The sequence below is a fragment of the Dactylosporangium vinaceum genome, from assembly GCF_019904175.1.
GTDB lineage: Bacteria > Actinomycetota > Actinomycetes > Mycobacteriales > Micromonosporaceae > Dactylosporangium > Dactylosporangium vinaceum.
Genome location: NZ_CP061913.1, coordinates 576,092 through 602,877 on the forward strand (window position 1 = coordinate 576,092; position 26,786 = coordinate 602,877).

Annotated in this window: 21 protein-coding genes and 1 riboswitch; of the genes, 13 read left to right on the forward strand and 8 right to left on the reverse strand. The window is 71.6% G+C overall.

From position 1 onward, the window contains the following. Window positions 1-335 precede the first annotated feature (335 nt). Window positions 336-2,180, reverse strand: a complete 1,845-nt coding sequence (locus Dvina_RS02685; RefSeq protein WP_246655980.1) for an NAD-binding protein — start codon at window positions 2,178-2,180, stop codon at window positions 336-338. A gap of 186 nt (window positions 2,181-2,366) precedes the next feature. Here Dvina_RS02685 and Dvina_RS02690 point away from each other — a divergent pair, with 186 nt between their 5' ends. After that, on the forward strand, window positions 2,367-3,443 hold the full coding sequence (locus Dvina_RS02690; RefSeq protein WP_223100791.1) for a hypothetical protein: 1,077 nt from the start codon (window positions 2,367-2,369) through the stop codon (window positions 3,441-3,443). Between the two features lie 284 nt (window positions 3,444-3,727). On the opposite strand, the gene Dvina_RS02695 is transcribed toward Dvina_RS02690, so the two are convergent. Next, window positions 3,728-4,213, reverse strand: coding sequence for an RNA polymerase sigma factor (locus tag Dvina_RS02695; protein ID WP_223100792.1), 486 nt, complete (start codon window positions 4,211-4,213; stop codon window positions 3,728-3,730). A gap of 352 nt (window positions 4,214-4,565) precedes the next feature. Beyond that, complete coding sequence (locus tag Dvina_RS02700; RefSeq protein ID WP_223100793.1) at window positions 4,566-6,806, reverse strand: AAA family ATPase; 2,241 nt, start codon at window positions 6,804-6,806, stop codon at window positions 4,566-4,568. Window positions 6,807-6,883: 77 nt separating this feature from the next. Between Dvina_RS02700 and Dvina_RS02705 the strand changes: the two genes are divergently transcribed. The 3 genes from Dvina_RS02705 to Dvina_RS02715 are packed head-to-tail and all read left to right on the forward strand — an operon-like array spanning window position 6,884 to window position 10,999. After that, window positions 6,884-9,586, forward strand: a complete 2,703-nt coding sequence (locus Dvina_RS02705; protein ID WP_223100794.1) for an alpha/beta fold hydrolase — start codon at window positions 6,884-6,886, stop codon at window positions 9,584-9,586. Beyond that, window positions 9,583-10,482, forward strand: a complete 900-nt coding sequence (locus Dvina_RS02710) for an ABC transporter permease (RefSeq protein WP_223100795.1) — start codon at window positions 9,583-9,585, stop codon at window positions 10,480-10,482. Before Dvina_RS02705 ends, Dvina_RS02710 begins: the two co-directional genes overlap by 4 nt. A 43-nt stretch (window positions 10,483-10,525) precedes the next feature. Beyond that, window positions 10,526-10,999 carry a hypothetical protein gene (locus tag Dvina_RS02715; RefSeq protein WP_223100796.1) on the forward strand — a complete coding sequence of 158 codons (474 nt, stop codon included), beginning with the start codon at window positions 10,526-10,528 and terminating at the stop codon, window positions 10,997-10,999. On the opposite strand, the gene Dvina_RS02720 is transcribed toward Dvina_RS02715, so the two are convergent. Continuing rightward, window positions 10,987-11,904, reverse strand: coding sequence for a glucosyl-3-phosphoglycerate synthase (locus tag Dvina_RS02720; RefSeq protein ID WP_223100797.1), 918 nt, complete (start codon window positions 11,902-11,904; stop codon window positions 10,987-10,989). The two genes, Dvina_RS02715 and Dvina_RS02720, sit on opposite strands and share 13 nt — an antisense overlap. A gap of 104 nt (window positions 11,905-12,008) precedes the next feature. Next, window positions 12,009-12,146: riboswitch (SAM riboswitch) on the forward strand. A gap of 13 nt (window positions 12,147-12,159) precedes the next feature. On the opposite strand from Dvina_RS02720, the gene thrC reads away from it, so the two are divergent. The 7 genes from thrC to Dvina_RS02755 all read left to right on the forward strand — a co-directional run bounded on the left by thrC (window position 12,160) and on the right by Dvina_RS02755 (window position 21,881). Next, a complete protein-coding gene (gene thrC, locus Dvina_RS02725; RefSeq protein WP_223100798.1) occupies window positions 12,160-13,428 on the forward strand; it encodes a threonine synthase in 1,269 nt (422 codons plus the stop codon). 374 nt (window positions 13,429-13,802) lie between these two features. Continuing rightward, complete coding sequence (locus Dvina_RS02730; RefSeq protein WP_223100799.1) at window positions 13,803-14,819, forward strand: GNAT family N-acetyltransferase; 1,017 nt, start codon at window positions 13,803-13,805, stop codon at window positions 14,817-14,819. A 171-nt stretch (window positions 14,820-14,990) separates the two neighbouring features. Beyond that, window positions 14,991-16,664, forward strand: coding sequence for a phenylacetic acid degradation protein PaaN (gene paaN / locus Dvina_RS02735; protein ID WP_246655981.1), 1,674 nt, complete (start codon window positions 14,991-14,993; stop codon window positions 16,662-16,664). A gap of 277 nt (window positions 16,665-16,941) precedes the next feature. Beyond that, entirely contained in the window at window positions 16,942-17,145 is a 204-nt protein-coding gene (locus Dvina_RS02740) for a cold-shock protein (RefSeq protein ID WP_223100800.1), read from the forward strand. A 651-nt stretch (window positions 17,146-17,796) separates the two neighbouring features. Continuing rightward, window positions 17,797-19,416 carry a chaperonin GroEL gene (gene groL / locus Dvina_RS02745; protein ID WP_223100801.1) on the forward strand — a complete coding sequence of 540 codons (1,620 nt, stop codon included), beginning with the start codon at window positions 17,797-17,799 and terminating at the stop codon, window positions 19,414-19,416. A 936-nt stretch (window positions 19,417-20,352) separates the two neighbouring features. Next, a complete protein-coding gene (locus Dvina_RS02750; RefSeq protein ID WP_223100802.1) occupies window positions 20,353-21,219 on the forward strand; it encodes a GNAT family N-acetyltransferase in 867 nt (288 codons plus the stop codon). Window positions 21,220-21,269: 50 nt separating this feature from the next. Next, on the forward strand, window positions 21,270-21,881 hold the full coding sequence (locus Dvina_RS02755) for an HD domain-containing protein (RefSeq protein ID WP_246655982.1): 612 nt from the start codon (window positions 21,270-21,272) through the stop codon (window positions 21,879-21,881). On the opposite strand, the gene bfr is transcribed toward Dvina_RS02755, so the two are convergent. Genes bfr through Dvina_RS02770 form a run of 3 tightly spaced genes read right to left on the reverse strand, consistent with a single transcriptional unit; the run spans window position 21,859 to window position 22,907 of the window. Continuing rightward, window positions 21,859-22,338 carry a bacterioferritin gene (bfr, locus tag Dvina_RS02760; RefSeq protein ID WP_223100803.1) on the reverse strand — a complete coding sequence of 160 codons (480 nt, stop codon included), beginning with the start codon at window positions 22,336-22,338 and terminating at the stop codon, window positions 21,859-21,861. The genes Dvina_RS02755 and bfr overlap by 23 nt on opposite strands. Window positions 22,339-22,369: 31 nt before the next feature. Continuing rightward, window positions 22,370-22,555 carry a (2Fe-2S)-binding protein gene (locus Dvina_RS02765; protein ID WP_223100804.1) on the reverse strand — a complete coding sequence of 62 codons (186 nt, stop codon included), beginning with the start codon at window positions 22,553-22,555 and terminating at the stop codon, window positions 22,370-22,372. A gap of 40 nt (window positions 22,556-22,595) precedes the next feature. Then, on the reverse strand, window positions 22,596-22,907 hold the full coding sequence (locus tag Dvina_RS02770; protein WP_223100805.1) for a DUF4031 domain-containing protein: 312 nt from the start codon (window positions 22,905-22,907) through the stop codon (window positions 22,596-22,598). 31 nt (window positions 22,908-22,938) lie between these two features. Here Dvina_RS02770 and Dvina_RS02775 point away from each other — a divergent pair, with 31 nt between their 5' ends. Continuing rightward, window positions 22,939-24,333, forward strand: coding sequence for an FAD-binding oxidoreductase (locus Dvina_RS02775; RefSeq protein ID WP_223105274.1), 1,395 nt, complete (start codon window positions 22,939-22,941; stop codon window positions 24,331-24,333). After that, entirely contained in the window at window positions 24,333-24,914 is a 582-nt protein-coding gene (locus Dvina_RS02780; protein ID WP_246655983.1) for a DUF6642 family protein, read from the forward strand. Before Dvina_RS02775 ends, Dvina_RS02780 begins: the two co-directional genes overlap by 1 nt. Window positions 24,915-24,920: 6 nt before the next feature. On the opposite strand, the gene Dvina_RS02785 is transcribed toward Dvina_RS02780, so the two are convergent. Next, window positions 24,921-26,774, reverse strand: a complete 1,854-nt coding sequence (locus Dvina_RS02785; RefSeq protein WP_223100806.1) for a glycerol-3-phosphate dehydrogenase/oxidase — start codon at window positions 26,772-26,774, stop codon at window positions 24,921-24,923. Window positions 26,775-26,786: the final 12 nt, after the last annotated feature.

The following is a 26,786-nucleotide window of genomic DNA, read 5'->3' on the forward strand; positions in this document are numbered from 1 at the left end:
GTTCGCAAAAGCAGAAGGAACGCCCGCCGAAGGTAGGGGTAAATCGGGCGATCCTGCCCATTCAACGACGCATGCCCACGCAAGGGATCGGATTCTCGCCGTGATCCATCAACCGTCCCGGTGGTCCGATCCATACGGTTGATGCTTTTTGCCCGGGTCGCTACCGACCGTCCGCCCGTCGCCGGTCCGCAGCGCTCAGGGCAGAGCGTCCGCCGCCACCGCCATCTGGCCCGGGCGGCCGCCGAAGCTGGTCCGTGCCGCCGGTCGTCGAGCGCCCTTCGACGGTGCCCCCGGTCCGGACGCGCCGGCCGAGTCCCCAGGCCAGGCCCGGGTCGCTAGACGGTCGGGCGGCCGTCGACGGTGCCGCCGGTCTGGGCGAGCAGGTTGCCGAGGCCGACCCGGGTCGTCACGACGGTGAGCAGGTCGTCGGCCCGCAGCACGTACGACTCCGGCGGCGCCCACACCGTCTGGCGCTCCCCATCGGTGGCGACCGCGAGCACCCGGACCTCGCCCACGTCCTGGGCCGCGGCGACCGGGCGGCCGTCGAGCTCGGAGCCGCCGCAGACCGGCACCTCGGCCAGCAGCAGCACCCGGCGGCCGACCGGGATCGTGCCGATGACCTCGCGCTCCAGGAGGGCGGCGGCGAAGGCGGGCGCGGCGAGGTACGACACGCTGCGCGAAGCGGTGATCCCGAACGCCCGCTGCACCCGATCCGCGAATCGGCCGTCGAAGAGGCGCAGCACCACCCGCAGGCCCGGGTTCAGCGCGCGGCTCTCCAGCGCCGCTTCGAGATTTGCCTGGTCGTCGGTGGAGACCACGACGAGGGCCCGGCAGGTGTCGACGGACGCGGCCCGCAGCGTCTCGACATTGCTCGCGTCACCGACGATGAACGGCACCCCGCGCGTGCGGGCGGCCTGCGCCCCGCGGGCGTTCTCGTTGCGGTCGATCACCACGACCGGCACGCCCAGGTCCACGAACGAGTGCATGACCCGGGTGCCGACGTTGCCGAGCCCGACCACGACGACGTGGTTCGACACCGGCTCGCGCAGCCGGCCAAGCGCCAGCGCGAGCCGGGCGTTGACCACCGCCTCGACGACCGCGGCCGTGATGACCGGGATCAGCGCCACGTTGACCAGGCCCAGCAGGGTGGTGACGAGCTTCTCCGGCCAGTGCGACTCGAGGTCGGGGCTGGCCCCGGTGAGCTCGGCCAGCAGCGTCACGTATGCGGCGTTCCACCAGCTGATGTGCTTGTAATGGGCGATGACCGCGGTGCCGGCCGCGAGCATCGCCAGCAGCACCAGCGCGGTCAGCCAGAGCTTGCGGCTGACCAGGCTGCGCAGCGTCTGCAGCGGGCTGTGCAGCTGCCGGCGCCACCAGCGGCGCAGCCGGCTCTCGCGGGCCGCGGTGCTGCGCTCGGTCCGCTCGTCGCGGGTGACGACCGTGGCCGCGCGCTCGCCGCTGGCCACCGCCAGGACCAGGTTCGCGTCCCGCGCCGGGAGCAGCTCGGCCGACTCGTCGTCGCCCTCGTCGCCGGTGCGGGCCAGGCTGCAGACCACGTCCTCCGGCCGCACCTCGGCGCGGCGGGCCACGAACAGCGTGCGCTGCGCCACCCGGACGTGCACCGGCGCGACCTCGCCCAGGGCCTCGGACACGAACGCCGGCGCGGCCATCTGGGCGTCGGAGAGCACGCGGACGTCGGCGAAGTTGCGCCGCACGCTGTTGCCGAGGCGGAGGTTGAACATGCGCACGACCAGCCGGATGCTGGGGTTGAGCTCCTGCGCCTGCAGTGCGGCGTCGAGATTGCCGATGTCGTCCTGCTTGAGCAGCGCCAGGGCGTCGGCTCCGGCCAGCTCGGCCCGCTCGAAAGCCTCGGTGTCCGGCCGCTCCGCCTCGATGACCCGGCCGCCGTGCTCGGCGAGCAGCCTGGCGATGTCGGGCCCGTGCCGGCGCTGGCGGCTGGGCAGGATCGCGGTGACGTGCACGCCGTACTGCACGATCAGCTCGGAGATCACCCGATGCGCGATCGGGTCGTCGCCGCACACCACGACCCGCTTCGCCGGAGCGTGCACCACGTGCCGCTCGCCCTCACCGGCCGGCGCGATCGCCCACGGACGGGTGATCGCCTGAACGCGTGGAAGGTTGCCCCGCAGCCGCCTCATCAGCCACGACTCGGACGTCACGGGCCGATCGTAACGAAGATCAGCAGTTTCCGAAGGCCCGCGACCTCGTTGGTCCCGGCGAATCGCATTGTCGACCAGATGGGTTTTCGAGACATGAGGTCAAGCGGCACCAAGCCGGAGACAACGTCTTCGTCCGTGAACACCTGGCTTCGCCGGACGGTTGGGACCGTCGGTATCGCGGGCGGCATGTTGCTGCTCGGTGCCGGCGCCGCGCACGCCGATGACACCGCGCTGGCGCCCGGTGCGCTGGACGACCTGTTCTCGCCCACCGGTGGCCCGAACAACCAGTCTCTGCAGCTGCAGGCGCACAGCGACCGGATCGACACCAGCACCGAGTCGACGGCCGCCGGCAACCAGCGCACGACGTCGACGTCGTTCACCACGAACCGCGTCAACCGCCGGGCCGTCCCGAACATGCTCCAGGGCCTGCCGGTCTCGAGCCTGGTGCCGACCGACAGCCTGGGCCTGCCCCGCACCACGTCGAGCCGCCTGCCGAACCTCCCGGCCCTCCCGACCGACGCGGTCGCGAGCAGCGCCCTGCCGGTCGCCGGCCAGGCCCCGTCGCTGGCGAACACCGAGAGCTCCCTGTCCACGCTCCCGCTCGTCGGCGGCCTGACCGACCTGTCGCAGCTCGGCCTGCCCGGCGCGGGCCTCCCGGGCACCGACGCGCTCCAGACGACCTCGATCGCCGACACCTCCACCGCGTTCCCGTCGGTGCAGAAGCCGTCCCCGCGCAAGGCCAGGAAGGCCCAGACCGAGGCCCTCCCGATGGTCGGCGGGCTGCCGGTCGTCGGCGGTCTCCCGCTCCTGCGCGGCGGCGGCCTCCCCGTCCGCGGCAACCTGAACCCGGTCGACAACGTCGGCCTCCCGGTCGGCGGCGGCCTCCCGGGCGCGGGCCGCGGTGCCACCGAGGCCGGCGGCCTCCCGGTCGTCGGCGACGCCCTCCCGCTGGGCGGCAGCGACGTCCTGAAGAGCGACTCGGTCACCGGCGTCCCGGTGATCGGCGGCGTCGGCCCGACCCCCGGCGTGAGCACCACGGCTGTCGCCAACCGCCTGGTCCCGACCACCGGCGCCCTCCCGCAGGCCGCCAGCAACCTCCCGCTGGTCACGGAGTCGGCCGCGTACGCCCCCCGCCACGCCGAGTCGGCCGCCTACGCTCCCCGCCACTCCCAGACCGAGGCCCTCCCCGTGGTCACGGGCCTGCCGGTCGTCGGCGGCGTCGCCCAGGGCGTCCTGCCCTTCTTCAGCGGCATCGCGGGCTGACAGAGCACCGGCACGACACTGCAGCAGCACGAGCGAGGCCGGTCCCCCCGTGGTGGACCGGCCTCGCTCATCTCCCCCCGCCCCCCGCTCCTTCGAGTCCCCACCCCTCTGATCCGTTCCACGAAAACCGCTCGGAATGCGCTGCCTCGTGCCGGACCTGGGCCGGGCCGATCACTCGCCGCACGCAGCCGGGGCAGGCACAGCGTGCGGCACACGGCAGCACAGACGCAGCACCACCGCCCGGCCGGCGCCGTGGCAGACCGGCGCCGCGACAGACCGGAGCCCTACTCGACCGTCTTGACGAGCTTCCTGACCAGGTTCTCGCGGGCCAGCCGCAGATTCGACCGCACCGTTGCCGGGCTCCGGGCGGTCAGCGCCGCGATCTCGGTCGGGCGGAAGCCGTCGACCGTCAGCGCCATGACCAGCCGCTGTTCGGGTTTCAGGGTCCGCAGGGCCTGGAGGACCTCACGGACCTCGGTCTGCGGCTCCGGTGCGGCGAACGTGCGCAGCTTCGCCATCTTCACCACCAGTGCCAGGTCGCGCCGGCGCCGGGAACGCTCCGTGATGAGGGTGCGGATCGCGGCCTTGTACACGTAGGCCGTCCGGTTCGTCGCGCTCGGCCACACCTTGAGGAGGCTGAGCATCGCCTCCTGGGCGAAGTCGTCGGCGTCGGGGCGGCTGCTGCCGCTGCGCAGCAGGAACGCGATCAGGCGCTCATAGGTGGCTCCGTAGAACTCGGCGAACTCGTCGGCGTCGGTCTTTGGCGACATGCACTGCTCCTCGTCGTTCGGGGAACGTGCGCGACCGTCTTCATCAGAATGGACTCCTCCCTAGGTCCTGGCCCCCGAATGTCTCCAAAGCGGCCGAAGGCCGAAGCCGGCCGCCAAGGGCACACGCGGGGTCACTGCCCGGACCGTCAAGCCGGCTCGCGCAGCCTCACCTGATTAGTACGCCCCGCCCCGCCCGCCGTGCAGTCCCGGCCGAGCTTTTTTCCGGGATCAGCCCGATGACCCAGCTCCAGTCGCGGTGCCCGGACATGCCAGCCCTCCAAATCCCGCCGCGCCGCGCGGCGAGTCACTGGAGTAGTGCGGGCGAGCGAGCCGAACGTGCAGCCGGAGACGCTCAGCGTGCCTTCTGCTGCTCCGCGTAGTTCGCCAGCCACTCGACCTGCGTCGGGTCGAGGGAGGGCCGCACGCGCGAACGGGCCAGCTCGACGTGCGCCGCTGTCACCTCGGTGGCGTCGAGCGACTCGCGCATCGCGGCCAGGGCCGACTCCCGGATCAGGGCCGCGCAGTCGGCGGCCGAGAAGCGCTCCAGCGACCCGGCCAGGGCGGGCAGGTCGACGTCGGCGGCCAGGGGGACCGACTTGGAGGCGGTGCGGAGGATCTCGGCGCGGGCGGCGGCGTCCGGCGGGGGTACGAACACCAGGCGCTCCAGGCGGCCCGGGCGCAGCAGCGCCGGGTCGACCAGGTCGGGGCGGTTCGTGGCGCCGATGACCACCACGTTGCGCAGGGACTCCACGCCGTCGAGCTCGGTCAGCAGGGCGGCGACCACGCGGTCGGTGGTGCCGCCGTCGGTGGCCTGGCCGCGGGTCGGGGCCAGGGCGTCGACCTCGTCGAGGAAGACCAGGGTGGGTGCGGCCTCGCGGGCCCGGCGGAACAGCTCGCGGACGGCCCGCTCGGACTCGCCCACCCACTTCGACAGCAGCTCCGCGCCCTTCACCGACAGGACGTTGGCCTTGCCGGTGCCGGCGATCGCCTTGACCAGGAACGTCTTGCCGCAGCCGGGCGGGCCGTAGAGCAGCACGCCGCGTGGCGGGTCGACGCCGAGGCGGGAGAACGCGTCGGGGTACGACAGCGGCCACAGCACCGACTCGGTGAGCGTCTGCTTCACGTCGACCATGTCCCCGACGTCGTCGAGGGTGACCTTGGCCAGCTCGAGTGAGCTCTCGGCCATCGACGTCGGCCGGACCACCTCCAGCGCGGCGTCGAAGTCGGCCATCACGACCCGGGGCGTCTCGGCTTCGCGGCGATGGCGAAGCGCCGCGCGGACACCCGCCTCCCGGGCCAGAGCGGCGAGGTCGGCGGCGACGAAGCCGGGGGTGCGGGCGGCGACGTCGTCGAGCTTCACGTCGTCGGCCAGCGGCATGCCACGGGTGAGGACCGTCAGCTGCTCGCGGCGCAGGGCGGCGTCGGGCAGGGGTAGGGAGATCTCGTGGGCCAGCAGGTCGGGGGAGTGCAGGGCGGGGTCGACGGACTCCGGGCGGCTGGTGGTGCACACGACCGCCTCGCCCTCGCGGATCAGCTCGGCGAGCAGCTGGCGGAAGACCGTGGACAGCGGGCCGGGCTGGTCGCGCGGCGCCAGGGCGTCGACGTCGGAGATGAGCAGAATGGCCGGGCCCGGTGCGCGCATCTCGTCCGCCGCCTTGCGCAGCCGCGCGGCGGCGTCGTTGTTGGCCAGCGCGGCGATCTCGGGTGCCCACAGGGCCACCACCTGGGCCTCGACCTCGCCGGCGACGGCGTGCACGAGCGCCGACTTGCCCGAGCCGGCCGGCCCGGTGATCAGCATGCCGAGCGACACGGTGGTGCCGAGCTTGGCCAGCACCTCGCCGTGGTGGAAGCCGAGATCGAGCAGCTCGATCAGCTGCTCGGCCTGGCTGCGCAGGCCGGGGAGGTCGTCGAGCGTGACCGCCGCAGTCACGGTGGCGGTCGGTGCCGGGGCCGCGGTGGCGGTGGCCATCACGCCGCCGGGGGCGTGGGTGGCCTGGCCGTGCTGCCAGCCGACGGCGGTGTCCATGGTCACCAGGGCGCCCGCGTCGGGCTCGGCCGCGACGACGGTGAGCAGGGCGCTGGTGAACGCATACCCGACGGTGTTCGAGAGGCTCCGGCGGGCCGCTTCGACAAGACCCCGATCCACCATGTGTACCGCCGGTGCCGAAACCGACATCGCCCCCAGCGACACGTCCTGCGGCAACAGGGACACGTTGTCGCCGACCGTGACGACCTTGCCGAGCAGTGCCAGCCGCAGCATCTCCGGCGACACGACCGCCATGATCTCGGCCGGGCCGGCCAGGGTGACGGCCGCCGCCGCGCGCAACGGGGCGGCGGACACGGTGACCTGCCCGCCGTCGCGCAGGCCGAGGTTGCCCAGCAGCAGGTCGTCGGCGTAGAGGAGGGCGCGGCTGGCCCCGGGCTCGGCCACGGCGGCGATCCCGGCCGACGTGCGGCGCCCGGTGATCGTGACCGGGTCGCCCGGGCTCAGGCCCAGCGCGGTGAGGACCTCCCGGTGCAGGCGAACGACGCCGCGGCGGGCGTCGAGCGCCGCCGGGCGGAGGCTGGCAGTGAGCGTCAAGGTCGCCGACACGCGTTCGAGCGTAGCCGTTGCTGTGAAGGGCCTGAGTCTTTACGCAACTCGCAACATCATGTGCGTACGTTTGGTCAATGCGGATTCGCCTGCCCAGGCTCAGCCGGCGCCAGATCATCGCCGGCGCTGTCGGGTTCGTGCTGGTCGCGGGGCTCATCGGGTGGGCCGCCGCGCCCACGCCCAAGAGCTACCGCACCACCGAGCAGATGCTCCCGGTCAAGACCGGGCCGGACGACGCGGCCGAGGTCACCCTCGACACGACGCTCTACCTGCCCAAGTCGGCCAGCGCGTCGAGCCCGGTGCCGGCGATCCTGCTCGCCCACGGGTTCGGCGGCACGAAGCAGAGCGTCGACAGCGACGCCCGGCTCTACGCCGAGCAGGGCTACGCGGTCCTCGCCTGGACCGCGCAGGGCTTCGGCCGCTCGACCGGCGAGATCCACCTGGACAGCCCGGACTGGGAGGTCAAGGACGCCCAGCGGCTGATCGACTGGCTGGCCGGCCGGGCCGACATCGCCCGGAACGGCACGGACCCCAAGGTGGCGGCGGTCGGCGGCTCCTACGGTGGGGCGCTCTCGCTGCTGCTGGCCGCCCAGGACGCCCGGGTCGACGCGATCGTGCCGATGATCACCTGGAACGACCTGGTCAACTCGTTCCTGCCGGGCGGGGTGTTCAAGAAGCAGTGGGCCGGGCAGTTCTTCGGCGCGACCGAAAACCCGGCCAGCCCGCAGTGCGGCCGCTTCGCCGCGGACCTGTGCCGGGCCTACCTCGACATCGCCACGACCGGCAAGGCGACCCCGGCCGCCGAGGCGCTGCTGCGCAAGTCGTCGCCGTCCGCGGTGCTCGACCGCATCAAGGCGCCGACGCTGCTGATCCAGGGCCAGGTCGACACGCTGTTCCCGCTGAGCGAGGGCGACGCCAACGCCCGCGGCATCGCGGCGAACGGCACCCCGGTCCGGGTCGCCTGGTTCACCGGCGGCCACGACGGCGGGACGGGCCCGCAGTCCGAGGTCGACCGGCTGCGGCTGCTCACCGGCCAGTGGCTCGATCACTACCTCAAGGGCAACGGCGCCGCGCCCGCGAACAGCTTCACCTACTCCCGCGTCTCCGGCCTCAACGCCCAGGGCCGCGGCCTGGTCACCGCCGCGTCCAAAGTGGACAGCTACCCGGGCCTGAACACCTCCGGCCCGGCCGTCGGCCTGCGTGGCCCGGCCCAGCCGATCGCCAACCCGCCGGACGGCAACCCGGCCGCGATCTCGTCACTGCCGCTGGCCGCCGGGCTGTCGGGGCTGCTCGGCTCCAGCGGCCTGGCCGGCGGACTGTCCCAGGAGATTCCGGGCCAGCACGCCGACTTCGTCTCCGAGCCGCTCGGCGCCACCCTCGACGTGGCCGGCTCCCCGCGGGTCCAGATCCGCGTGGCGTCCCCCACCGGCGAGGCCACGCTGTTCGTGAAGCTCTACGACGTGCCGGCCAACGGCTCACCGACGATCCCCGACGGGCTCATCGCGCCGATCCGGCTGACGGGCCTGCCGAAGAACATTGCGGATGCGGTACCCATGACCGTCATCCTCCCCGCCGTCGTCCACCGCTTCGAGGCCGGCAGCGCGGTCCGCGTCACCATCGCGACGGCCGACACCGCGTACTGGTCGCCGTCCGACCCGGCCGTCTACACCGTCGCCGTCGACGGGGCGATCACCATGCCCGCCATCGCCGGCGCGCCGATCGCCAATCCGGATGTCGTCTGGCGATACGTCCTCGCCGGCCTCATCGCACTCATCGTCATCGGGCTCATCGTCGCGGTGCTCGTGGCCCGCGGGCGCGCCCGGCGCATCGATCGCAGCGTGGCCACCGACCTGGTCGACATGCCGCTGGTGGTGCGAGGGCTGCGGAAGGAGTACAAAAACTTCGTCGCAGTGTCGAAAGTGGACTTCACCGTGAGCCGGGGGCAGGTCGTCGGCCTGCTCGGTCCGAACGGGGCCGGGAAGACCACATCGCTGCGGGTGCTCATGGGTCTGACCCGGCCCACGTCCGGCGAGATTCTCGTCTTCGGCCACCGGCTGCTGCCCGGCGCGCCGGTGCTGTCGCGGGTCGGCGCGCTCGTCGAGGGGCCCGGCTTCCTGCCGCACCTCACCGGCGCGCAGAACCTGGAGCTGTACTGGCGGGCGACCGGCCGGCCGCGGGCGGATGCGCACTTCGAGGAGGCGTACGACATCGCCGGCCTCGGCACCGCGGTGCACCGGCGCGTGAAGACGTACAGCCACGGCATGCGCCAGCGGCTCGCCATCGCCCAGGCGATGCTCGGGCTCCCCGAACTGCTCGTGCTCGACGAGCCGACCGACGGGCTCGACCCGCCGCAGATCGCGGAGATGCGCAAGGTGCTGCGCCGCTACGCCACCGGAGGGCGCGCCGTCCTGGTCTCCAGCCACCTCCTGGCCGAGGTCGAGCAGACCTGCACCGACGTCGTCGTCATGCACAAGGGCGAGGTCGTCGCGGCCGGCCCGGTCGACGACATCGTCGGCGACTCGCCATCGGTCCAGCTCGACGTGTCCGATGTGGACGCCGCGGAGAAGGTGCTCGAGGAGCTCGACGGGGTGCGCTCGGTGAGCTGGTCCGGCGGGAAGGGTCTGGTCGTCGACATCGACGGCACGCCGCGGGCCGAGGTGGTGGCGGCGCTGGTGCGGGCCGGGGTCGGCATCGACCGGGTCACGCCGCGGCGGCGGCTGGAGGACGCGTTCCTGTCCCTGGTGGGCGGGGACACCAAGGCGAGCGGGGAGCGGTCATGAGCACGTCCACGTCAACGTCACCGGACGCCGAGATCGTCGGGGGCGCTGCCGGGTATCGGCCCGGCGCCACGCTGTCGCTGTGGACGGAGATCCTGCGGCAGGGGTCGCGGCGGCGCACCCAGATGGCCCTGGCCTTCATGGTGCTGCTGCCGATCATCATCCTGATCGCGTTCCAGCTCGACACCGGCAACGACAACGGGGACAACGGCGGCGGGGGCGGCGAGTTCTCCCGCCTCTCCGACCTGGCGACGAGCGGCGGGCCGAACTTCACCCTGTTCACCCTGCTGGTCTCCGCGGGCTTCCTGCTCGTCGTCGTGGTCGCGCTGTTCCACGGCGACACCGTGGCGTCCGAGGCGAGCTGGGGGAGCCTGCGGTACCTCCTCGCCATGCCCGTGCCGCGCTCCCGCCTGCTGGCCATCAAGCTCGCCGTGTCGCTGCTCTACAGCCTGGCCGCGGTCCTCACGCTGGTGCTCACGGCGCTCGTCGCGGGGACGCTGCGCTACGGCTGGTCGCCGCTGAGCGCACCGATCGGCGGCGAGATCCCGGCCGGGACGAGCCTGGTGCGGCTGGCCGAGATCGTCGGGTACCTGTGCATCACCCTGCTCGTCGTCGCCTCGCTCGCGTTCCTGCTGTCGGTGTCGACCGACGCGCCGCTCGGTGCGGTCGGCGGGGCGGTGCTGCTGCAGATCCTGTCCAACATCCTCGACCAGATCACCGCGCTCGGAAACCTGCGCACGGTCCTGCCGACGCACTACGCCGACGCGTGGCTGGGGCTGCTCTCGAATCCGATGCAGACCGACGACCTGGTCAAGGGCGTGATCGCCGCACTGGTGTACGCGACCGTGTTCTTCTCCCTCGCCTGGTGGCGATTCCTGCGCAAGGACGTCGTCAGCTGACCGATCTTGGCGGGCCCCCTACCGCCGGGTAGGGTGCCCGCTCATGCGGATCTCCGCCCTGTCCGGCGCATGCGTTCTGGCCGTCGGTCTCGCCGCTCTCGCGGCGGGGCTGTACTACGACCAGGCCCACGTCTATGAGTGGACCCACTTCGCGCAGAGCTCCAACCTGACGAAGGGGCCGGTGGAGGCGCAGACCGCGAAGATCTTCACGCTCGTCGGGGCGATCGCCAGCGCGTTCGGCGCCGCGGTGGCCGCCGGCGGTGCGCTGCTGGCCCGGCTCGGCGGCCGGGCCGGGTTGTGGGTGCTCCGGCTCGTCACGGTCCTGCTGCTGGTGCTGATGCTGCTGGTCACGGTGGTGGTGGTCGTCGGCTCGTTCACCGGCGACGCCCCGGTGGCCGTCGTCGAGACGCCGGGCTGGCTGCTCGCCGCCGAGTGGGGCGCGCTGCTGCTGGCGGTGGCGGGGGCCGGGGCGTCGGTCGCGGACCTGTGGCGGTTCGTGCCCGCTCAGGAGGAGTAGCCGGGGATCGTGCGCATCGGAGGGCGGTCCGGGTGCGCGACGGGCGTCTCGCGCGGTACCACCGCCGAATCATGGCGCTCGAACTGCGTCAGCGTCGGCCAGAGGGAGTGGCGCGGCTCGACGCGGGCGTTGATGGTCTGCAGGATCGTGGCCGCCATCCGGCCGAGGGCGGCCGTGTCCTGGTGACCGTGGGTGCGCTGGCCCAGGTCGACCTGCGCGACCGCGTCGAGGCCGTGCCCGCGCCAGGCGTCGATGAGCAGGCCGGTCTCGACCCCGTAGCCGGCCGCGAACGGCAGCGTCTCCAACAGGGTGCGCCGGGCCGCGTACTCGCCCGCGAGCGGCTGCACGACCCCGGCCAGCTCCGGGAAGTAGGCGTTGAGCAGCGGCCGGGCGGCCAGCTCGGTGACCCGGCCACCGCCGGCCGCCGACACGTCGAGCAGGGGCCGGTCGTAGAACGCCTTCACCATCAGCGTCGCCGGGTCGGCCAGCAGCGGCCCCAGCAGGCCCGTCACGAAGTGGGGGCGGAAGTCCGTCAGGTCGGCGTCGACGTAGACCAGGATGTCGCCCTTGGTGACGGCCAGGGCCTTCCACAGCACCTCGCCCTTGCCGGGGCGGGAGCCGGTGGCCGGGAGGATGTCGTCGCGGTGGTGCACGGTGGCGCCCGCGGCCGCGGCCACCTCGGCGGTGCGGTCGACGGAGCCGGAGTCCACGACGATCAGCTCATCGACGAGCGGACCGAGCGTCCGGACCCCGGCCACGATCTCGCCGACCGTCGGCTCCTCGTCGAGGGCCGGGAGCACCACGCTGACACGGGTGTCACCCTTGGCCGCGAGCACCTCCTCGGCCGGCCAGTCGGTCCACCGGGTCGTGCGCCGCGTGAACCAGTCCGCCGCTGTGTGGTGCATGAATGAAACGCTAGCGCCGCCCACCTCGTGAGATGACTCATACCGGCTCGGTGGTGGTGGTGCTTACACTGGTCGTACGCGTCACGGCGCGTTCACAACTGAATACCTCATCCAGAGGGGCAGAGGGATACGGCCCGATGAAGCCCCGGCAACCCCTGCGGCAACGGCTCGATGACGAGGCCCGTCGCGGTAGGTGCCAAATCCGTCCCGGTGCGCGCCCGCGCGCTTGGGAAAGATGAGAGGAAGGCCTCCGCCATGACCTCGACGCTCAGCGTCTTCACCGACTCTCCCGCCCGCAACCTCGTGTGCCGCGGCTGTGGTGCAACGTTCCCGCTGGCCGCGCAGCACGCCTGTTACGAGTGTTTCGGCCCGCTCGAGGTCGGCTACGACACCGAGGCGCTGGCCCGGGTGACGCGGGAGCAGATCGAGGCGGGACCCAAGAACATCTGGCGGTATGCGCCGCTGCTGCCGGTCGGCGTCGACCCGGCCACGCGGGTGACCCTCGACCCGGGCCTCACCCCGCTCGTACGGGCCGACGGGCTCGGCCGGGAGCTGGGGTTCACCGCACCCCTGTACGTCAAGGACGACTCGGCCAACCCCACGCACTCGTTCAAGGACCGCGTGGTCTCGGTGGCGCTGACCGCCGCGAAGGCGCTGGGCTTCACGCGGTACTCCTGCGCCTCCACCGGCAACCTGGCCAACTCCGTGGCCGCGCACGCCGCCCGGGCCGGGGTCCCGTCGACAGTGTTCATCCCGGCCGACCTCGAGCCCGGCAAGATCGTCATGACCGCCGTGTACGGCGGTGAGGTGGTCGCCATCGAAGGCTCCTACGACGAGGTCAACCGGCTGTGCTCGGAGCTCACCGAGACCGACGAGTTCGAGGACACGGCGTTCGTCAACGTCAACGTCCGCCCGTTCTACGCCGAGGGCTCCAAGACGCTCGGATACGAGGTCGCCGAGCAGCTCGGCTGGCGCATCCCGGCCCAGGTCGTCATCCCGATGGCCAGCGGCGAGCTGTTGACCAAGATTGACAAGGCGTTCGCCGAGCTGGTCGAGATCGGCCTGGTCCCGCCGAGCGAGTGGAAGGTCTTCGGCGCCCAGTCGGCCGGCTGCAACCCGATCGCCACGGCCCTGCACGACGGGCGCGACGACATCATCCCGGTCAAGCCGACGGGCATCGCGAAGTCGCTGAACATCGGCGACCCGGCGGCCGGCGTCTACGCGCTGGAGTCGGTGCGCCGGACCGGGGGCTGGATGGAGTACGTCGACGACGACGAGATCCGCGCCGGCATCCAGCTGCTGGCCCGCACCACCGGCGTCTACGCCGAGACGGCCGGCGGCGTGACCACGGCGGTGCTCAAGAAGCTCGTCGAGTCGGGCCGCCTGGACCCGAACGCCGAGACCGTCGTGTTCAACACCGGCGACGGCCTGAAGACCCTTGACGCGGTGGCCGACCGGGTGGGCCCGACGCACCGCGTCAAGCCGTCCCTGAAGTCGGCGCGCGAGGCCGGCCTGCTCGGCTGACCGGCGGGGCGGCGACTGTTGACCTTGCCCGGCCGGATGATTTTTTGGACCGGCCCGATCACCCAGCGTTCACCTGCGGAGAGCGCTCCCAGGCCGGGACGAGGAATGCCTGGTCCCGGCCGGGGCGTCGACCGATACAGAGCGTGATCGTTGGTGCGCGGATCGTCGGATCGAGGACTTGACGACCTGTTGCCCTAGGTTCAGGATGCTCGGTGCGGGAGGACGCGTCGCCGCGAGGCCCCTGGGCCTCGTGACCACAGCACCGGAGGTGTTGGCGAGCGTCCTCTCGACCAATTCCGGCACCCATCGGCCGCTCTTGATCAGCCGCCGTAAATGGTTTGCCTTCCCTCCCGGCGCGGCGCCACGCTGGCGACATGTCTCCCACCACGCTCGAGATCGCCGAGGTGCGCGCCGATGACCCGGCGGCCGTCGGCGCGGTCTACGACCTACTCGACGCGGCCCTGCGGGCGGACCGGCCCGAGCTGCCGCCGATGTGCCGCTACCAGTTCGAGCGGCAGTTCGAGGTCCCCCCGCCGAGCCTGAAGCGCTCGTTCCACCTGGCGCTGCGCAGCGACGAGCCCGTCGGGGCCGTCCAACTCGACCTGCCCTTCCTCGACAACCTCGACAAGGCCCACGTCGACCTGTTCGTCCGCCCGGACGCCCGCCGCCAGGGCGTCGCCCGCGCGCTGTACACGCGCGCCCTGACGGCGGCCCGCGCCGACGGGCGCACGAGCGTCCTGGGCTTCAGCCCGGCGACGGACGGCCCGAGCGGCTTCGCGTCCGCCGCCGGTCTGCGCAACGGCCTCCTGGACGCCCGCCGCCGCCTCGACCTGGCCGGCGTGGACGACGCCGCGCTCGACGCCATGTACGCGGAGGGCCTGACCAGGTCCGCCGGCTACCGGCTGGTGCAGTGGCAGAACCGGCTGCCGGAGGAGTACATCGAGGACATAGCCGCCCTGGACAGCTCCTTCCTCGCCGAGACCCCGATGGGCGAGATCGACTACGAGCCGGAGAAGGTCGACGCGGCCCGCCTGCGCCGGCTGTACCGGGCCTTCGACGCCTGGGGCTCCCGCCGCTACGAGGCCGGCCTGGTCCACGAGGCGAGCGGGCACCTCGTCGCCTGGACCGCGATGCGGGTCGCCCGCACTGTCGACTGGCACTGCTGGCAGCTGATCACCCTTGTCCACCCGGCCCACCGCGGCCACCGCCTGGGCCTGGTCGCCAAGATCGCCAACCTCCGCGCACTGCGCACGGCGGAGCCTGCGGTGACCACTGTCGACACCTTCAACGCGGCCGACAACCCGTACATGATCGCCATCAACGAGGCGATGGGGTTCCGGTTCCGCGACGACTGGGCCAACTGGCAGGGGCCCCTGCCCGCGGCGGCCTAGCCCGGCCGCGTCCGCCGCCCCTGCCCGGGCCGGTCCGGCGGCCGGCCCGGTTCGGCCGTCCGGCGGTCCGGTCGCGATGTGCGCGGGCGCGCGGCGCGGGGTGGTGGTTGCCCGGTCGCCAGAAGTCGTCAGACGGTCGGCGGGGCGGTTCGGCGGTGGCAGGATGGCGCCATGGAGAACTCACACCCCATGTTCACCAGCCACGCCGACACGCTGGAGCGGGCGCTGACCGCGATCGCTGAGCGTGCGTACTGGTCAAACTATCCCGAGTCGCCCAGTCCGCGGATCTACGGCGAGCATGCCGCGGCGGAGGGGGAGGCGGCCTACCGGGCGTACCTCGGCACCGACTTCCCGCTCAAGGATCAGCCGGCGATCACCGGGTGGGTCGCGACCGAGAAATCGCCCTTCGGGACGGCTATCGATGTGCGGTACCCCCAGATGGATCTCGATCTTGCTTTTGCCGCGCTTGCCGAAGGGATGCCGACCTGGCGGGCGGCCGGGCCGCAGACGCGGGCCGGGGTCTGTCTGGAGATCCTCGCGCGCCTGCACAAGGCCGCGTTCGAGCTGGCCAACGCGGTGCACGTCACCACCGGGCAGGCGTTCGTGATGGCGTTCCAGGCCGGCGCGCCGCACGCGTTCGACCGGGCGCTGGAGGCGATCGCCTACGCGTACCGCGAGATGACCCGCACGCCGGCCGCCGCCGACTGGGAGAAGCCGGCCGGCAAGGGCCAGACCCTCAAAATGACCAAAACCTTTCACGTGGTACCGCGGGGCGTCGCACTCGTCGTCGGCTGCAACACGTTCCCGACCTGGAACTCGTACCCGGGGCTCTTCGCGTCGCTCGTCACCGGCAACCCGGTGATCGTCAAGCCGCACCCCGGAGCCGTACTGCCGCTGGCGATCACCGTGAAGATCGCCCGCGAGACGCTCGCCGACGCCGGGTTCGACCCCAACCTCGTGCTGCTGGCCGCCGAGGCGCCCGGGGAGGGGCTGGCGAAGACGCTCGCGCTGCGGCCCGAGGTGCGCATCATCGACTTCACCGGCTCGACCGAGTTCGGCGACTGGCTCGAGGCGAACGCCCGGCAGGCCGTCGTCTACACCGAGAAGGCCGGCGTGAACACGGTGGTCGTCGACTCGACCGACGACTTCGCCGGAATGTGCCGCAACATCGGTTTCTCCTTGGTCCTGTACTCCGGGCAGATGTGCACCACTCCGCAGAACATTCTCGTGCCCGCCGCCGGCATCGCGACGAACGAGGGTCACAAGAGCATCGACGACGTCGCCGAGGGCATTGCCGGGGCCGTGCGCGCGCTCACGGCCGACCCTGCGAAGGGCGTTGAACTGACCGGCGCAATCGTGAACGACGGAGTTCTGGAAAGGCTCCAGAAAGCCGCTTCCGTCGGTGATGCGGTGCTCGAATCCTCAGACGTTTCACACCCGGCTTATGCCACCGCGACTGTGCGTACACCACTCATCCGGAAACTCGGTGCCGGTGACGAGCAGACGTATGGCACGGAGTGGTTCGGACCCATTTCCTTCGTTGTCGCCACCGATTCCACGCAGAGCAGTTTGCGGATCTTCAGCGACACCGTCGGCCGCAAGGGCGCATTGACCGCCTCGGTCTATTCGACTTCGCCGGACGTCCTCGACGCCATGGAAGAGGCCGCTCTGCTTGCCGGTGTGCATTTGTCAGTCAACCTGACCGGCGGCGTCTTCGTGAACCAGTCGGCCGCGTTTTCCGACTTCCACGCCAGCGGCGCCAATCCGGCCGCCAATGCCGCGCTCACCGACGGTGCGTACGTCGCGAGCCGTTTCCGTGTTGTCCAGTCACGCCGCCACGTCTAGGCGCGAAAGTTACTAACACGTAGTCGCCGGGCGATGCTTGCATCTGCAACAAAAAATTGCGGAGAAGGCATGCTCGGCGACCTTTTACAGCTGTTTGATTCGTGACCTTGCTGTCCGATTTGTGCCTGTCGGCAGTCGGGTTACTCCTGTACCGTGCGGTTCGGTCATCGTTCCTTCGTCGGGGCCACCCCCGGAACCGGCGGTTGTGCGCGAAGACCCGAGCTGGTCCCCACAGCCAGCCGAGGAAGCAGCAGGACCGAAGTAGAGGAAGTGCACCGTGGCACAGGGCACCGTCAAGTGGTTCAACAGCGAGAAGGGCTATGGCTTCATCGCGGTCGACGGGGGGCAGGACGTGTTCGTCCACTTCTCCGCGATTGAGATGGACGGCTACAAGTCGCTGGAGGATGGTCAGCGCGTCGAGTTCGAGATCGCGCAGGGTCAGAAGGGTCCGCAAGCCGAGCAGGTACGTCTGCTTGCCTGAACCCAGCTCCTCAAACAACCCGCCGGGGCACCGTCCTCATTGACGAGGAGCGGTGCCCTGCGCGCATTTGTTGCCCGCCCCATGTAATGCCCGTTTTATTGGGGTTAGTGGATCACAATGCGATTCAACGCATTCGCGGGCCCCGCCGCTGCCCGCAACGCCACCCCCTCGGGCCCCACTCGCCGCCACGCGCCTCTCCTGCGCGCCCTTCTGTGCCGGTGCTCCCTCGCGCCAGGCCGCCGGGGCGCACCCACCGCATCCCGTCGTGCCCGTCGTGACCCGTCGCGCCCGCGCGTGCGCACCCGCGGGTGACGTGCGCGGCTGCGGGTGAGACGAGAGCGCACCCGACGGTGTCGGGCCGGCGGGGTGTCTGCGGGCACCCTCCCAGATCACCTGGCGCAGCCCTCCCGTTTGCTTGCACTCGACCGGCCAGAGTGCTAAACAAGGACTTGGCACTCGCAACCCGTGAGTGCCAAGGTCGGGACGGTGCAGTCCTCTGGTGGGCAACTACCTGAGGCTGGTCGTCGCGGGCTCATCCGGCCCGACCGCCGGGGATCCCAGCGGGTCCTCGAAGGTGCGAAATGCAGGCGGTGCGCCGCCGGCTCCATGCGGGCCGCGGCGAATCGTGAGTGTCCAGGAGGACAACGCCGAATGGCCAAGATTATCGCGTTCGACGAAGAGGCGCGCCGCGGCCTCGAGCGGGGCATGAACACCCTCGCTGACGCCGTCAAGGTGACGCTGGGCCCCAAGGGCCGCAACGTCGTCCTCGAGAAGAAGTGGGGCGCGCCCACCATCACCAACGATGGTGTGAGCATCGCCAAGGAGATCGAGCTCGAGGACCCGTACGAGAAGATCGGCGCCGAGCTGGTCAAGGAAGTCGCGAAGAAGACCGACGACGTTGCCGGTGACGGCACGACGACGGCCACCGTGCTGGCCCAGGCGCTGGTCCGTGAGGGCCTGCGCAACGTGGCCGCCGGCGCGAACCCGATGGCCCTCAAGCGCGGCATCGAGGCGGCTGTCGCCTCCGTGGCTGACGAGCTGGCCAACCTCGCCAAGGACGTGGAGACGAAGGAGCAGATCGCCTCCACCGCCTCCATCTCCGCCGGTGACACCACGGTCGGCGAGATCATCGCCGAGGCGATGGACAAGGTCGGCAAGGAAGGCGTCATCACCGTCGAGGAGAGCAACACCTTCGGCCTCGAGCTCGAGCTCACCGAGGGCATGCGCTTCGACAAGGGCTACATCTCCCCGTACTTCGCGACCGACAGCGACCGGATGGAGGCCGTCCTCGACGACCCCTACATCCTCATCGTCGAGTCGAAGATCTCCGCGGTGAAGGACCTGCTCCCGGTGCTGGAGAAGGTCATGCAGGCGGGCAAGCCGCTCGCGATCATCGCCGAGGACGTCGAGGCCGAGGCCCTGGCGACCCTCGTGGTGAACAAGATCCGCGGCACCTTCAAGTCGGTCGCCGTCAAGGCCCCCGGCTTCGGTGACCGCCGCAAGGCCATGCTTGCCGACATCGGCATCCTGACCGGCGGCCAGGTCATCAGCGAGACCCTCGGTCTGAAGATCGAGAACGCCGACCTGAGCCTGCTCGGCCGCGCCCGCAAGGTCGTCGTCAGCCGCGACGAGACCACGATCGTCGACGGCGCCGGTGACGCCGAGGCGATCAACGGCCGGGTCGCCGAGATCCGCGCCGAGATCGAGAAGAGCGACTCCGACTACGACCGCGAGAAGCTGCAGGAGCGCCTGGCCAAGCTGGCCGGCGGCGTTGCGGTCATCAAGGTCGGCGCGGCCACCGAGGTCGAGCTCAAGGAGCGCAAGCACCGCATCGAGGACGCCGTTCGCAACGCGAAGGCGGCCGTCGAAGAGGGCATCGTCCCCGGCGGTGGCGTGGCCCTCGTGCAGGCCGGCAAGACCGCGTTCGACAAGCTCGACCTGGTCGGCGACGAGGCCACCGGCGCGAACATCGTCAAGGTCGCGCTGGACGCCCCGCTGCGCCAGATCGCCGTGAACGCGGGCCTCGAGGGCGGCGTCGTCGTCGAGCGCGTGCGCAACCTCGAGCCGGGTCACGGCCTCAACGCCGCGACGGGCGAGTACGTCAACCTCCTGGCCGAGGGGATCATCGACCCGGCCAAGGTGACGCGCTCGGCGCTGCAGAACGCCGCCTCCATCGCGGCGCTGTTCCTCACCACGGAGGCCGTGGTGGCGGACAAGCCGGAGAAGGAGAAGGCCCCGGCCGCCCCCGGCGGCGGCGACATGGACTTCTGAGTCCACCAGCTGCACCATCGCGCGGGTCGACCCTTTCGGGGGTCGGCCCGCGTTGTGCTTCCCGACCACCGGCCGAGCCCTACGCCGAACCACCGGCCGAGCCCTACGCCGTGCGACCGAGCCCTACGCCGTGCGCCGAGCCGTACGCCGAGCGCTGGCCGAGCCGTGCGTTGTGCCGCCGGTTAAGCCGTAAGCGCCCGTGCCGCCGGCCGAGCCGTACGCCGTGCGCCGAACCGTCGGCCAAGCCGTAAGCGCCCGTGCCGCCGGCCAAGCCGTGCGCCCCGGCTGCCGGCCCAATCCGTAAGCGCGGCACCGTTCGAGCCGCAGAGCGGCACCAGCCGAGCTGTGAGTTAGGCCGCTAACCGCCGTCTCCGTCGTGCTGTTCAACAGTTCTGAGCTCCGGGCCGCCGGCCAAGCCTTAGCTCGGGCTGCCGGCCAAGCCTCAGCCAGGGCTGCCTGCCAGGCCTTGAGCCCTGTGCCGCCAGCCGAGTCGTGAGCCCGGCACTTGCCGAGCCGTACGTTAAGTCGCCAGTCGTGCTGTAGACCCGGCCACCGCCAGTCGTGCTGTAGACCCGGCCACCGCCAGTCGTGCTGTAGACCCGGCCACCGCCAGTCGTGCTGTAGACCCGGCCACCGCCAGTCGTGCTGTAGACCCGGCCACCGCCAGTCGTGCTGCAGACCCGGCCACCGCCAGTTGGGCGGTAGGCCCGGCCACCAGCCACGTCGTGAGCCGGCCGCGCGCCAAGACCCGGAGCCGGTCGTGCGCCGATCCCGAGGCATGCGGCGCGGCAGGCTGTGCGGCGTTCGATGCCAAAAGCCGCGACATATCGCCTGGCGGGGTATAAGTCCGAAAAGTCGCGGCGCGGAGCGCCCGACTTTTCGTGTTGCACGCCCACGCCGTGAGCTGCGGCCAAAACAGTTAGGTATGTTTACCAAATGATCGTGGAGCTCGACGTTGATGCTGTTGGAGGGCTGCTCGGCCGGGCGCTTGATCTGCCGGAGGACGCCGGCGACGGGGCTGCGCTGGCGGCTCGGCTGATGGAGCCGCCGGGCGGGCGGGCGGTGGTGCGGCTGGGGACGGCCGACGGTGCGGGTGCAGCGTTCGGCTCGATCAGTGACGTCGATCCGCGGCTCGGGCACGTCGAGCTTCTCGCGGTCGCGCCCGAGGCTCGCCGGCGCGGTGTCGGGAGTGCGCTGCTGCGGGAGGCCGAGCGGCGACTCGCCGGGCTCGGGGCCACGCGGGTCCGGCTCGGTGGGAATCCGCCCTGTTACGCGTGGCCGGGGGTCGATGTGCGGTACACGCCGGCGGTCTGCCTGGCCCAGCGGGCCGGCTACCAGTTGACCGACACCGCGTGGAACATGACGGCGGATCTCGGCCGGCCCGAGCTCGACGGCCCGGTGGACGAGGGGCGTCTGCACGATCGAGGCGTGAAGGTCGTGCCGGCCGGCCCCGACACGCCCGAATGGGTGCGCTCGATCTGGGGGGACGGCTGGGGCTGGGAGGTGGCGCAGAGTCTGGGGCGCGGCGGCGCCGGGTGCTATGTGGCGGTGCGGGACGGGGAGGTGCTGGGGTTCGCGGCGTACGGGGCGAACCGGCCCAGCTGGTTCGGCCCCATGGGGACGGCTCCGGCCGCGGAGGGGCTCGGCATCGGGCGGGTGCTGCTGCGCCGGTGCCTGGCCGATCTGCGGGCGGCCGGTCACGCGACGGCGCAGATCGGGTGGGTCGGGCCCGTCGCGTTCTACGCCAAGGCGGTCACGGCGCGCATCGAGCGGGTCTTCTGGATCTACACGAAGACGCTGTGAGCGATCTACACGAAGGCGCTGTGAGCGCGGCCCGGCGATAGGGTTCGGGTGTGAGCACGCTCGAGGCCTGGCAGCTGATGTTTCCCGGGGAAGCGGTCGCCGGGCGGGAACTGCTCGCGCGGTGGTCCGAGCCGCACCGGCGATACCACACGCTCGAGCATCTCGCGGTGGTGCTCGGGGTCATCGACGAGCACGCGCACCTGGTCGACGACCCGGACGTCGTCCGGCTCGCCGCGTGGTTCCACGATGCCGTCTACGACATCGGTGCACCTGACAATGAGGAGCGCAGCGCGCTTTTGGGCAGTACCACCGCGGAGGCTCTTGGCATTGCCCCGGCCCGGGCGGCGGAAGTGGCGCGGCTGGTCCGGCTGACGGCGGGGCACCACGTGGCGCCGGGAGACCGGCACGGGGCGCTGCTCGCGGACGCCGACCTGGCGATTCTTGCGGCCGATCCGGACGATTACCGGCGTTATGCGGCGGCTGTACGGCAGGAGTACGCGGCGGTGCCCGACGAGGTGTTCCGGCCCGGGCGGGCGACCATTCTGCGCGCATTGGCGGACATGCCGGAGCTTTTCCGGTTCGTACCCGCACGGGCGGCCTGGACCGCCCGTGCCCGCGCGAATCTGGAGGCGGAGATCGTCACGCTTCTGGGTGCTCGGTGACGTTCTGCAGGTAGAGGGCCTCGCCGAACTTCTCGATGAGGCCGAGCTGGGTCTCGAGGTAGTCGACGTGGTGCTCTTCGTCGGCGAGGATCTCCTCGAAGATGTTGGCCGACGTGATGTCGCCGATGGAGCGCATGTATTCGATGCCGCGGCGGAGGCGGTCGACGGCCTCCAGCTCGATCTGCATGTCGCACTTGAACTGCTCGGGCACCGATTCGCCGATGCGCAGGGCGAACAGCCGCTGGTAGTTCGGCAGGCCCTCCAGGAACAGGATGCGATCGGTGAGCACCTCGGCGTGCTTCATCTCGTCGATCGACTCGTGCTTGGTGAACCTGGCCAGTTTGGTGTATCCCCAGTTCTCCTGCATCTTGGCGTGCAGGAAGTACTGGTTGATCGCCGTGAGCTCGGCGGTGAGCTGTTCGTTGAGAAACTCGATGACTCGTTCGTCCCCGTGCATGCTTGGCAGGTTACGCGGATTGGTCCGTTTTCTAGGTGAAAACGGGCACTGCGTCCGAGTTTTCCGCGTCGATCAGGTCGGCGATCCGGTCCAGGCAGGTGCCGCAGCCGGTGCCGGCGTCACAAGCGTCGCCGACGGAGTCCTCGCTGCGCGCGCCGGCCTGAATGACCCGGCGGATCTCGCACTCGCGGACGCGGTGGCAGATGCAGACATACACGCCGTGCTCCCTCGCTTAGCCTTACCTAAGCAAGGGTTACCTAATGTCGGCCGGGAAACAAGGTCTGACCTGCCTTTTTCTTACCCTTGGAAGCGGACAAATGGCGCGGTCGGCGCAGCCCGGCGGCAACCAGGCGCTCGACGATCTCCCGCGAGCTCACCGGTGTGGCCCCCAGCCACACCGCTATCCGCGCCCGGTCGGCCGCCACGTCGTAGTGGTCGCGCTCGAACGCCCGGCGGGGCACCCCGATCAGCTCGGCGAACACGTGCAGCTCGGCCACCGACACGTCACTGACGAGATGGGCGAAGAGCCGCCCGTGGGCGGGCCACCGGGGCGTGTCGATGTAGAGCACACGCACTAGCGTGCCAGGTATGGAACGTGACGTGGCCGGTCTCATCGCACAGCTGCGGGCCGCCCTGCCGCACGACGGCGGCGTGCTCACCGATCCGGACGTGCTGCGCTCGTACGAGCACGACGAGGCCGACCTGGTGCCCTACGGCACGCCCGCCGTCGTCGTGCGGCCCCGCACCACCGGCCAGGTGTCCGCCGTCCTGCGGGCGGCCGGCCGCCACCGCGTCCCGGTCATCCCGCAGGGCGCCCGGTCCGGCCTGGCCGGTGGGGCCAACGCCATCGACGGCGCGATCGTGCTGTCCCTGGTCGGGATGAACGAGATCATCGACATCGACACCGAGAACCGGATCGCCGTCGTGCAGCCCGGCGTCGTCAACGCCCAGCTGCGCCGCGCGGTCGCGGAGGTCGGGCTGTACTACCCGCCCGACCCCGGCTCGTGGGAGCAGTCGACGATCGGCGGCAACGTCTCCACCGACGCCGGCGGCATGTGCTGCGTCAAGTACGGCGTGACGAGCGACCACGTCCTCGGCCTCGAGGTCGTGCTGGCCAGCGGCGAGGTCCTCGCGTGCGGGCGGCGCACCGCCAAGGGCGTCGCCGGATACGACCTCACGAGCCTCTTCGTCGGGTCCGAGGGCACCCTCGGGGTGATCACCGAGATCACCGTCCGGTTGCGCCCAGCCCCCGAGCCGTCGCTGACGCTCGTCGCGGTGTTCGACACGTTCGCGGCGGCCGGGGCGGCCGTCTCCGCCGTCGTCGGGTCCGGGCTCCAGCCGAGCATGCTCGAGGTCATCGACCGGGTGGCGATGGGCGCCATCGAGGCGTACCGGCCGATGGACCTGCCGACCGCCGCGGCCGCGCTGCTCATCGCCTCCGTCGACTCGGGGTCGCGGGCGCCGGACGACCTGGCCGCCATCGCCGCCATGTGCCGCTCGGCGCAGGCGTCGGACGTGTTCGTGGCGGCGGACGAGGCCGAGGCCGACGCCCTGCTCGCCGCGCGCCGGCTGGCCCATGTCTCGCTGGAGGCCCTGGCCGCCCGCCTGTTCCCCGGGGGCGGCGGGATCATGGTCGATGATGTGGCGGTACCCCGGACCCGGCTCGTCGAACTGATCGAAGGAATCGAGCGGATCTCCGCGGAGCACGGGGTCGTCGTGGCGACCGTCGGGCACGCCGGCGACGGGAACCTGCACCCGGTCATCGTGATCGACCGCTCCGATCCGGTGTCGATCGCGCAGGGCCAGCGGGTGTTCGACGCCATCATGGCCCTCGGGCTGGCGCTCGGCGGCACCTCGACCGGCGAGCACGGCGTCGGGCTGCTCAAGCGCGACTGGCTGGCCCGCGAGATCGGCCCGACCGGCCTGAAGGCGCACCGCTCGATCAAGGCGGCCCTCGACCCCGACAACATCCTGAACCCCGGCAAGATCTTCTGATGGTGACAAAGCCCGGCGGCGTGTTCTGCGTCGAAGGCAACTGGAACAACGACCTCGCCGCCCGCGGATCGGTGCTGCCGACGCTGGACCTGCTGGAGCGTCTGGGCGCCATCCGGTACATCCACCGCCGCACCGCCACCCCCCAGGAGCTGCGGTTCTACGTCGAGACCTGGCTGTCGCGCAAGTACGCGGCCTACCACGTCGGGTTCTTCGCCCTGCACGGCGCGCCCACGAAGCTGCACCTGTCGGAGGCGCACACCGTCGGCCTCGCCGAGCTGGGCAGCTGGACCGCCGGTCGCTGTGAGGGCAAGCGGCTGTACTTCGGCAGCTGCTCCGCGCTGCGGGCGTCCGACACCACCCTTGCCGAGTTCCTGCGCGAGACGAAGGCGGCGATGGTCTGCGGCTTCACCAAGGAGATCGACTGGATCGAGTCCGCCGCCCTGGAGACCGTCGTGCTCAACAACCTGGTCAACGGCTCCCGGGTGGACAGTGTCGAGCGGCTGATGAAGACGGTCCGCTGGGCGCCGCTGGCCCAGCACCTCGGGTTTCGGGTGGTGTACGCCAACGGCCGCTCGACCTGACGCGCGTCAGGTGGCCCGCACCCCCGCGCGGTCGGCCTGGAACCCGCGGACGTCCGGGGCGCCCAGGCGGGCGGCGTCGGCGGTGAGGTCGTCGAGCATCCGCTGCGACTCCTGCTCCGCGGCGACCCGGGCCAGGTAGTGGTCGACCTCCCGGGAGCGGGTCGCGGCGTCCCAGCCGAGCACGTCGCCCATCACCCGGGCGGCGTCCTGGGCCGAGGCGGTGCCGCGGTGGTCGGTCTCGAACGAGATGCGGGTGCGGCGGGTGAGGACGTCCTCCAGGTGCAGGGCGCCCTCGGCCCGGGCGGCGTACGCGACCTCGGCGGCCAGGTACTCCGGGGCGCCGGTCACCGCGCGGTGCAGGTCCGGGTCCATGGCCAGGATCTCGAAGGCCATCGAGCCGTAGCGCTCCAGGAGGTGCTCCAGGACCCCGACCGGGACGCCGTGGCGGCGGGCCAGGTCCGCGCGGTTCGTCCACAGCGGGTGGTAGCCGTCCGCGCCGAGCAGCGGCAGGTCGGCCGTGCGGGAGGCCGGGACCAGCCCCCCGTGCCGGCGCAGGCCGCCCAGGCGATGGGCCACGCGGTCGATGACGTCGGCCGCCATGACCCGGTAGGTCGTGTACTTGCCGCCGGCGATCAGCATCAGGCCGAGCATCGGCTCGACCACCGCGTGGGTGCGCGAGAGCGCCGAGGTCTGCTCGTCGCGGCTGTGCGGCTGGCGGTGGCGGGCCTCCTTGGACAGCAGCGGGCGCAGACCGGCGTAGACGCCCTCGATGTCGGCGGTGCCGAGCGGGCGGTCCAGGACGGCGTTCACCTGGCCCAGCAGGTAGGAGATGTCGGTGGCGGAGGCGGCGGGATGGCCGCGGTCCAGGTTCCAGTCCGTGTCGGTCGTGCCGATGATCCAGTGCCCGCCCCACGGGATCACGAAGAGCACCGAGGACGGCGTGCGCAGGATGAGCCCGGCCTCGCCGGTGATGGCCGAGCGCGGTACCACCAGATGCACGCCCTTGGAGGCCCGGACCTGCAGGCCGGCCGACTCCCGCGGGCCCTCGCCGGACAGCATGCCGGCGATGTCGTCCATCCAGACGCCTGTCGCGGCGACGACCGTGCGCGCGTGGACCTCGAACTCCTCGCGGGACTCGAGGTCGCGGACCCGCACGCCTGTCACCTCCCGGGCGTCGCGCAGCAGGCCGACCGCCCGCGCGCTGGGGACGATCGCCGCGCCCAGGCTCGCCGCGGTGCGGGCCAGGGTCACGACCAGCCGGGCGTCGTCGACCTGGCCGTCGAAGTACTGGATCGCGCCGCTTATCGCGTCCTCGCGCAGGGAGGGGAAGCGGCGGTGGGCCTCGGCCCGGGACAGGTGGCGGTGCAGGGGCATGCCGCGCGGTGACGACCGGCGCAGGCGGGCCGTCGCCGCGAAGGCGTCGTAGAGGCCGACCCCGGCGCCGTAGTACGCGCGCTGCCAGACCCGCTGGCCCAGGCCGGCGAGGCCGCGGTGGGACGGGAGCGGGACCAGAATGGGCACCGGACGTACCAGATGCGGAGCCAGCCTTGAAGCCAGCAGGCCGCGCTCCTGCAACGCCTCGGTGACCAGGCCGAACTCGAGCTGCTCCAGGTAGCGCAGGCCGCCGTGGATCAGCTTCGAGGAGCGGCTGGACGTGCCCGAGGCCAGGTCGCGGGCCTCGATCAGCGCCACCGACAGGCCACGGGACGCGGCGTCGACAGCGGCACCCGCGCCGGTCACGCCGCCGCCGATGATCAGGACGTCGAAACGCTCGCGGCGCAGGCGGGCCACGTCGGCGGCGCGGCGGGCCGGCGACAGTCGGGACGCCTCGAAGCGGGACGTGGAGGGTTCACGGCGCACTACTACACGGTA

What these genes read in the sequence shown, in the direction of transcription:
- Dvina_RS02730 (WP_223100799.1), top strand. Translation starts at nt 13,803, where the DNA reads ATGTCTCCCACCACGCTCGAGATCGCCGAGGTGCGCGCCGATGACCCG.
- Dvina_RS02710 (WP_223100795.1), top strand. Translation starts at nt 9,583, where the DNA reads ATGAGCACGTCCACGTCAACGTCACCGGACGCCGAGATCGTCGGGGGC.
- bfr (WP_223100803.1), bottom strand. Translation starts at nt 22,338, where the DNA reads ATGCACGGGGACGAACGAGTCATCGAGTTTCTCAACGAACAGCTCACC.
- thrC (WP_223100798.1), top strand. Translation starts at nt 12,160, where the DNA reads ATGACCTCGACGCTCAGCGTCTTCACCGACTCTCCCGCCCGCAACCTC.
- paaN (WP_246655981.1), top strand. Translation starts at nt 14,991, where the DNA reads ATGGAGAACTCACACCCCATGTTCACCAGCCACGCCGACACGCTGGAG.
- Dvina_RS02690 (WP_223100791.1), top strand. Translation starts at nt 2,367, where the DNA reads ATGTTGCTGCTCGGTGCCGGCGCCGCGCACGCCGATGACACCGCGCTG.
- Dvina_RS02750 (WP_223100802.1), top strand. Translation starts at nt 20,353, where the DNA reads ATGATCGTGGAGCTCGACGTTGATGCTGTTGGAGGGCTGCTCGGCCGG.
- Dvina_RS02720 (WP_223100797.1), bottom strand. Translation starts at nt 11,904, where the DNA reads ATGCACCACACAGCGGCGGACTGGTTCACGCGGCGCACGACCCGGTGG.
- Dvina_RS02780 (WP_246655983.1), top strand. Translation starts at nt 24,333, where the DNA reads ATGGTGACAAAGCCCGGCGGCGTGTTCTGCGTCGAAGGCAACTGGAAC.
- Dvina_RS02705 (WP_223100794.1), top strand. Translation starts at nt 6,884, where the DNA reads ATGCGGATTCGCCTGCCCAGGCTCAGCCGGCGCCAGATCATCGCCGGC.
- groL (WP_223100801.1), top strand. Translation starts at nt 17,797, where the DNA reads ATGGCCAAGATTATCGCGTTCGACGAAGAGGCGCGCCGCGGCCTCGAG.
- Dvina_RS02715 (WP_223100796.1), top strand. Translation starts at nt 10,526, where the DNA reads ATGCGGATCTCCGCCCTGTCCGGCGCATGCGTTCTGGCCGTCGGTCTC.
- Dvina_RS02695 (WP_223100792.1), bottom strand. Translation starts at nt 4,213, where the DNA reads ATGTCGCCAAAGACCGACGCCGACGAGTTCGCCGAGTTCTACGGAGCC.